At 38.1% G+C, this 7,172-nt stretch carries 7 protein-coding genes and 3 pseudogenes; 6 read left to right on the top strand and 4 right to left on the bottom strand.

All coding sequences use genetic code 11. The features are described 5' to 3' along the window. Positions 1–481 precede the first annotated feature (481 nt). Complete coding sequence (locus tag FTV04_RS16155; protein ID WP_005245164.1) at positions 482–1,681, top strand: integrase arm-type DNA-binding domain-containing protein; 1,200 nt, start codon at positions 482–484, stop codon at positions 1,679–1,681. Between the two features lie 41 nt (positions 1,682–1,722). Here FTV04_RS16155 and FTV04_RS16160 read toward each other — a convergent pair whose 3' ends face one another. Next, positions 1,723–2,136, bottom strand: a complete 414-nt coding sequence (locus FTV04_RS16160; RefSeq protein ID WP_005245163.1) for a Cd(II)/Pb(II)-responsive transcriptional regulator — start codon at positions 2,134–2,136, stop codon at positions 1,723–1,725. Positions 2,137–2,215: 79 nt separating this feature from the next. On the opposite strand from FTV04_RS16160, the gene FTV04_RS16165 reads away from it, so the two are divergent. Then, positions 2,216–2,947, top strand: a complete 732-nt coding sequence (locus FTV04_RS16165; RefSeq protein ID WP_005245162.1) for a transglutaminase family protein — start codon at positions 2,216–2,218, stop codon at positions 2,945–2,947. Further along, positions 2,934–3,821: a cation diffusion facilitator family transporter gene (locus tag FTV04_RS16170; RefSeq protein ID WP_127800877.1), complete on the top strand. Its 888-nt coding sequence runs from the start codon at positions 2,934–2,936 to the stop codon at positions 3,819–3,821. Before FTV04_RS16165 ends, FTV04_RS16170 begins: the two co-directional genes overlap by 14 nt. An 84-nt stretch (positions 3,822–3,905) precedes the next feature. Here the strand turns inward: FTV04_RS16170 and FTV04_RS16175 are convergent. Then, positions 3,906–4,130, bottom strand: a pseudogene (locus FTV04_RS16175) (efflux RND transporter permease subunit); the annotation flags it as partial. On the opposite strand from FTV04_RS16175, the pseudogene FTV04_RS16180 reads away from it, so the two are divergent. Further along, a pseudogene (locus FTV04_RS16180) lies at positions 4,130–4,273 on the top strand (antitoxin HicB); the annotation flags it as partial. The pseudogenes FTV04_RS16175 and FTV04_RS16180 sit on opposite strands and share 1 nt — an antisense overlap. 252 nt (positions 4,274–4,525) lie before the next feature. Here the strand turns inward: FTV04_RS16180 and FTV04_RS16185 are convergent. Further along, positions 4,526–4,777 carry a hypothetical protein gene (locus FTV04_RS16185; RefSeq protein ID WP_004658363.1) on the bottom strand — a complete coding sequence of 84 codons (252 nt, stop codon included), beginning with the start codon at positions 4,775–4,777 and terminating at the stop codon, positions 4,526–4,528. A gap of 194 nt (positions 4,778–4,971) precedes the next feature. Here FTV04_RS16185 and FTV04_RS16190 point away from each other — a divergent pair, with 194 nt between their 5' ends. Continuing rightward, complete coding sequence (locus tag FTV04_RS16190; protein ID WP_004658364.1) at positions 4,972–5,193, top strand: helix-turn-helix transcriptional regulator; 222 nt, start codon at positions 4,972–4,974, stop codon at positions 5,191–5,193. Positions 5,194–5,365: 172 nt separating this feature from the next. On the opposite strand, the gene FTV04_RS16195 is transcribed toward FTV04_RS16190, so the two are convergent. Then, positions 5,366–6,483, bottom strand: a protein-coding gene (locus FTV04_RS16195) for an IS3 family transposase (protein WP_180090387.1) whose coding sequence is annotated in 2 segments (ribosomal slippage) — positions 5,366–6,246 and positions 6,246–6,483 — 1,119 coding nt in all. Because the reading frame shifts where the segments join, the coding sequence is not laid out codon by codon here. Between the two features lie 8 nt (positions 6,484–6,491). Here FTV04_RS16195 and FTV04_RS16200 point away from each other — a divergent pair. Next, positions 6,492–7,172, top strand: a pseudogene (locus FTV04_RS16200) (IS91-like element ISVsa3 family transposase); the annotation flags it as partial.

The following is a 7,172-nucleotide window of genomic DNA, read 5'->3' on the forward strand; positions in this document are numbered from 1 at the left end:
GTTCAAATGGCGATTCAGCGTTTAATTGGTTTTGGGAAAAAAGAAGAGTTTAAGGAAATTTTGGCAATTTTAAGAAAGCAGAATCCTGATAGGATAAGGGTTCTGTGAAATTTGTCGTGTACAGAGTTAATTAAGTTAAAAGACTGCTATATAGCGGTCTTTTTTGTTTTTGAGCTCTACAAATTTTAATGAGTACATATAGTTACTTTTATAAAAATGATAATAAAGGGTAGAGGAGGTCATCTAAGAATTTAAAGCACAAGACTTATTTAACATTGATGACAGAAAAAGTGAGTTGTTGGGAACTTAAAGAAGAGGTGGTACTTATAATGGTTACTAAAATACAAATACTTAAAATATTAAATATATAAAACAATATATTACAAATATATATGATGCGTAGTGTACGCATCATACATAAAGCGTTCTATTTTGATATAATTGATCCAATCAACCCATTGTTAGGTTTCATTTAAATTCCATGAGTCTTACTGAAATTAAAGTTCGCCAAGCTCATTGTAAGGAAAAAACCAGTTTTTTATCCGATGAAGATGGGCTTAGCCTGAAGATTGAGCCGAGTGGAAGAAAATCTTGGTGCTATCGCTATACAGATCCACAAACTAAAAAACGTCGACGCATTCAGTTAGGTCGTTATCCTGATTTATCGCTGAAAAAGGCACGACAAGTCAGAGATGACTTTAAAGACAATGATTTCTGTTTTGAACAAGATACTGCCTCTAATGTCATCACCTTTGGTAAGGTCGGGGAGGAGTGGTTACAGTTCAAACTGAAAAATGCCTTCAACGATCTACCCCGCTGTGGTGTACTACAGTTAGCAGAAAGATGCTTACAGCAAGATATTTATCCAGACCTTCAGGATCTACCTTTTCAAAACATCAAGCGTTATGACCTGGTTTCAGTAATCAAAAAAATAGAGGGACGCCAAGTAAAAGAACCTGTCAAGAAAGCTTGTAGTTATTTGAACCAAATTTATGACTACGCTGTAGCGATGGGTTATTGTGAATTCAACATCGCGCATGGTTTAAATAAAATCGCCATTAACAGTAAAATCAAGAAAAATTATCCGTATTTGAAAGCGGAGGATATATCTGATTTTAAGTATAAATTACAAAAATTGGATGCCCATCCGATTATTAAAAAAGCACTGCTGTTCAAATTACATACTGGCGTGCGAGGGGCTGAATTGTTATTGGCTGAGCCTCATCATTTTGATTTAAATGAAAAAGTCTGGAAAATACCTGCCTTGCATATTAAACAGTTTCGACGAAAAGTCATATTAGGCCATGAGATTCCCGACTTCTTAGTTCCACTTTCAGATCAGGCTTTAGATATTTTAAAAGACGTCATGCAATGGTCATACGGTGAAAAGTACATTTTTGCTAGCCCACGGAAACATAATCAACCGATTCATTTTAATACATTAAATATGGCTATACGTAAGATGGGCTATGGAAAACATCAATTATCCTCTCATGGACTACGTTCCACTTTTAGTACCATTTTGAATGACTCAGGTTTGTTCCAGGATAACTGGATTGAGGCACAACTTTCACATATTGATAAGAACCGTACCCGTGCCAGCTATAATCACGCTGACTATTTAGCCCAGCGGACTGAAATGATGCAGTGGTGGGGTGATTATTTAAGTACTGCTAAGTGAAAATCGTACTTTTATACATAGACTTAAAACATTATGGGGTTTCAAATGGATAGTAAACAATATACTTGCCGTGTTACATGGTCAGCAGAATATAATGAGTATGTTGGGTTGTTCGAACCACAAGCACTAGCCATTTGTTGTAATTCAGCTTTAAGCGCCCTTAATTCTTTCATGCGTTTATTCACTAGTGCAAGTTGCTGATCAATTAATGCATTAACGCTAGAGCAGCTTTCTTCTGGCTTATTTTTTAATTCGATAAGACGTTTAATATCATTGAGTGATATATCTAGGCTGCGACAATGCTTTACGAATTCCAATTGTTTAAGTGCTTTGCTATCATACAGCCTGAAATTACCTTCTGAACGATTTGGATTTAACAGTAATCCTTCTCTTTCATAATATCTAATCGTTTGTATTGAACAGCCCGATTTTTTTGACAATTCGCCTATTTTCATCAATTTCCCCCAGACATTTGACTCTATAGTTACTATAGAGTCTATAGTATAAGTATGCAACGAAAAGGATATATAAAAAATGACTGAGAAATATTTAAACAATACGAATATCGTTAATTTTGAACACAAAGATATCCAATCCTTGATCGATCAACGTAGGTGGAAAAACTTGGATAACTTCAACAAAATTGGTGCCGCTTATCAGTTTGTAAAAGATGAGATTTTCTTTGGTTATAATGAAAGCGATGATATTGCAGCAAGCGATGTGCTAGCAGATGGTTATGGACAATGTAATACTAAGGGTAATCTGTTAATGGCACTATTGCGTGGACTAGGCATTCAATGCCGATTTCATGGGTTTACCATAGACCAGCAACTACAAAAAGGTGCTATCCCAAGCTATGTATTTTGGTTAGCACCTAAATACATCATTCATAGTTGGGTAGAAGTTTACTTTGAAGGGCGTTGGATAAACTTAGAGGGCTTTATATTGGATGAGCAATACTTAAGCTCTCTACAGGAGAAATTTGACCAAGTAAAAGATGATTTTTGTGGTTATGGTGTTGCAACAAAGTGCTTTTCCTCACCAGATACAGATTGGCGTGGAGAAAATACCTATATTCAAAAAGAAGGTATTCATGATGACTTTGGGCTTTATGATTCCCCTGATGAGTTCTATCTCGAAAAAGGGACTAACTTGTCGGGGTTCAAACGCTGGATATATCAACGCTTGATACGTCACTTGATTAATATGAATGTATCAAAACTAAGAAATAGAAAAGTACTAGAGGTACAAAATGCACAACCATAATCATAGTCATCAACATGGTAAAGATGACCGTATTGGTTGGGCATTTTTCCTTAATGTGACATTCACTATTATCGAATTTATAGGTGGTTGGCTCACTAACAGTACGGCGATAATGGCAGATGCAGTTCACGATCTTGGTGATAGTCTTTCAATAGGTTTTGCGTGGATTTTAAGTCGTTTTTCAGATAAAGAAGCATCAGATAAGTTTAGTTATGGTTATCGTAGACTTACTCTCTTTGGCGCATTGATAAACAGTATTGTTTTAATCATTGGCTCAATTTGGATTTTATTTGAAGCAATTCCAAAGCTGTCCAATCCTGAAATGCCTGTAGTCGAGGGGATGTTAGGGCTAGCGATACTCGGCGTTGCCGTTAACGGATATGCTGTATTAAAATTAAAAGCGGGTGAAACATTAAATGAGAAAGTGCTGACATGGCACCTTCTTGAAGATGTACTTGGATGGGTTGCCGTTCTTATAGTCTCTATCGTACTGTTGTTCGCTGAACTGCCGATATTAGATCCCCTTTTATCAATAGGGTTCACGCTGTTCATCTTGTTTAATGTTTTCAAAAACCTGAAATCAACACTCGTTTTATTTCTTCAAGCTGCACCCGATAAAGAGACTCAAAAGCGTATTAAACTATCACTAATGGAATTTCCTGAAGTTAATGGTATCCACCACATGCACTTTTGGTCACTAGATGGTGAAAGTCACGTTTTAACAGCGCACCTTGAGCTGAGTGACAACTTTGACGTTAAAGAATTAATTAGGCTTAAACAAGAAGTTGCAGCTAAATTATCTTCCTATCATTTATCGCATACAACGATAGAGTTTGAGTTTTTAAATGAAAATTGTCGGGATGAAGCGCAGTAAGCTTTATCAATAAAATGTTGGGCATACAATATTAAAAGCAGCTTAATTAGGCATAACCTAGTAATTAAGCTGCTTTTTTTGATTTTAAATTTCGTCGGATTGCTGTTTGCTACTCTCAGAGCCATGCGCCCATTGATATAAAATAGGCAATACAAACAAAGTTAAAATTGTAGAAGATACAATACCGCCGATAACAACTGTTGCTAGTGGTCGTTGTACTTCTGCACCAATTCCAGTGTTTAACGCCATTGGAATAAAACCTAAACTTGCGACCAGTGCCGTCATTAAAATAGGTCTTAAACGAATGATGTGCTGAGTTTCCATCATTGTCTTGGCTTGATGCGGATCAGTCTAAAGCATTCTCAGGAATAGAGGAGCTCGTTGCTGATGTTGTCGCTGATATGATTAGCAATAATGAAAAAGTTCCTACACCACTCTCCGGGAAAATATAGTAGGCAGTTTGTTGTCCTTGTTCTCAGTGGTTCAACAAAAACTAGCCCTCGAAGCCGCAGAACGTGGCGTGGACATAAATTGTTTAGTATCAGTAAAAAGAGCGATGTAATTTTAGTACGAGTGAGTGATAGAGCAGGAACCTATGCTTCATATATTCAGTAAATGGTATGTTTTTGAATTAATAGGTATTTTTAAATAAAGCTTTCTTTGATTTAGTGCTTTTTATTTAATAAATTAATTTTAAAAACAACTTAGGCTAATTGATAAACACTATCTGGAAAGATTAAAAGAAAATATTTTTTAATTTCTGCTAATTCATTTAAGGCAGGTTCCCTTTCAAGCAGTTGAAATGTCCAAATAAGTACAGCCTGATGATTATCATAGCAAGTATTTACTCCAAGAAAATTAGCCATTCCATAACTTCTATTGATGTTCATTTCTTTAATTAATTGATTTCCTAAGTCACGAGCTTGCTGGCTGATCAATAACTCATTTGGTAACACGGCGGTCATCTCCACAAAATAATCTAATGCAGGTTCAATCCTTATATTTAAAAAGTTATAATTTAGTTGAAATGGATAAAATATACTTTCTATAAGTTGTAATAACCTGCTGTAGGTTAATTTTAGCAAAGTATTACTCAGTCAACAACTTCAAATAACCCACAGCAAGTTATTTTTTGTAAATTAATTTAAATATGATTACTTGTAAGTTATCTAGCCTCATGGGCGATAGAAAAATTTTAAAATTAAGTGAAGTGGTGCATGCAACAGGTATCAATCGCAACACGCTCACAAGTATGTATTATGACCGTGCTGTACGTATTGAATTACCAGTCGCCGATAAGTTGTGTAAGTACTTTAACTGTACGATGAATGATTTGTTTGAGTTTAAGGAAGAAGTTGAAGAAAAAGATTAACTTAATACTTCGTTTGATAAGTTTTTCGAAGAAAAAGACTAGCCAATACTTAGTTTGATAAGTTTTTCTCTGCAGATCTAATATTGAATTTTATAAAATATCATTACAAACAGAGGTGGTTCCACTTGTTTGAACAACTAAAAGCGTATTTATAAGTGATATTCCGCTCTAGTTAAGCCACCTTGTTTTGTTGGGGTAGCTGATCATAGTAAAACTCATTTGGTGTCATTTTGTCTAGACTCGAATGAGGTCGTTTCAGATTATAAAACTCAAAATATGCACTCAATTGCTTTTTCGCATCTGTGACACTGCTATAAGCTTTGAGATACACCTCTTCATATTTAACGCTCCGCCATAATCGTTCAACCATCACATTATCTACCCATCGACCTTTACCATCCATACTGATTTGAATGCCATTTGATTTCAATACATCAATAAATGCATCACTGGTGAACTGACTGCCTTGGTCTGTATTCAATATTTCAGGTGATCCATATTTTTCAATCGCTTCATTTAAAGCCGAAATACAAAAATCCACCTCCATACTAATCGATACCCTATGCGCAAGTACCTTGCGGCTATGCCAATCAATCACAGCACATAAATAAACAAAGCCTTTTGCCATAGGGATATACGTTATATCCGTAGACCACACTTGATTACTGCGCTGAATAGCCAACCCTTTGAGCAGATATGGATATTTACGGTGAGCTTGATTAGCCTGGCTTAAATTTGGTTTGCAATATAACGCCTGAATACCCATTTTCTTCATTAAAGTACGTGTATGACGTCGTCCTATATGATGTCCTTGACGATTCAACAAATCACGCATCATACGACTGCCTGCAAAAGGATATTGCATATGTAATTCATCAATACATCGCATCAGCTTCAGATCTGATGAGCTAACAGGTTTTGGGCGATAATAATAACAACCACGAGAGACTTTCAGTAACTTAGCTTGTTTAGATACTGAAATCTGAAGTGAGTGATCGATTAACTTTTGTGGTTGAAGCGGCCCAGTTTCTTCAACACACCTTCTAAAAAATCAATTTCTAATGCCTGCTCACCGATTTTTGCATGTAACTTTTTAAGATCAATGGGAGGTTCTGATGGAGCTTTTGATTGATCGAAAGCTTGTGAGGAAGCTGAGATCAATTGATTTTTCCAGTCAATAATTTGGTTTTGATGAACATCAAACTCAGAACTCAATTCAGCAAGTGCTACCTTAGCCTTAAAGTCGTTTGAATGATTTCTTCTTGGTCTACGTGCCATAAAATACTCCATATATTGACCCGGCATTCGCTGCGCTTATGGCAGAGCAGGGAAAGGAATTGCCGGGCTATGTGCAACGGGAATTTGAAGAATTTCTCCAATGCGGGCGGCTGGAGCATGGCTTTCTACGGGTTCGCTGCGAGTCTTGCCACGCCGAGCACCTGGTCGCTTTCAGCTGTAAGCGTCGCGGTTTCTGCCCGAGCTGTGGGGCGCGGCGGATGGCCGAAAGTGCCGCCTTGCTGGTTGATGAAGTACTGCCTGAACAACCCATGCGTCAGTGGGTGTTGAGCTTCCCGTTTCAGCTGCGTTTCCTGTTTGCCAGCCGGCCCGAGATCATGGGGTGGGTGCTGGGCATCGTTTACCGCGTCATTGCCACGCACCTGGTCAAGAAAGCGGGCCATACCCACCAAGTGGCCAAGACGGGCGCGGTCACCCTGATCCAGCGTTTTGGATCGGCGCTCAATCTGAATGTTCACTTCCACATGCTGTTTCTCGACGGTGTGTATGTCGAGCAATCCCACGGCTCAGCGCGTTTCCGCTGGGTCAAGGCGCCGACCAGCCCAGAGCTCACCCAGCTGACGCACACCATCGCCCACCGGGTGGGTCGCTATCTGGAACGGCAAGGCCTGCTGGAACGGGATGTCGAAAACAGCTATCTGGCCTCGGATGCGGTGGATGACGACCCGATGACACCCCTGCTG

The sequence above is a fragment of the Acinetobacter sp. YH12219 genome (assembly GCF_013417875.1).
Lineage (GTDB): Bacteria > Pseudomonadota > Gammaproteobacteria > Pseudomonadales > Moraxellaceae > Acinetobacter > Acinetobacter amyesii.

What these genes read in the sequence shown, in the direction of transcription:
- FTV04_RS16155 (WP_005245164.1), top strand. Translation starts at nt 482, where the DNA reads ATGAGTCTTACTGAAATTAAAGTTCGCCAAGCTCATTGTAAGGAAAAA.
- FTV04_RS16160 (WP_005245163.1), bottom strand. Translation starts at nt 2,136, where the DNA reads ATGAAAATAGGCGAATTGTCAAAAAAATCGGGCTGTTCAATACAAACG.
- FTV04_RS16165 (WP_005245162.1), top strand. Translation starts at nt 2,216, where the DNA reads ATGACTGAGAAATATTTAAACAATACGAATATCGTTAATTTTGAACAC.
- FTV04_RS16170 (WP_127800877.1), top strand. Translation starts at nt 2,934, where the DNA reads ATGCACAACCATAATCATAGTCATCAACATGGTAAAGATGACCGTATT.
- FTV04_RS16190 (WP_004658364.1), top strand. Translation starts at nt 4,972, where the DNA reads ATGATTACTTGTAAGTTATCTAGCCTCATGGGCGATAGAAAAATTTTA.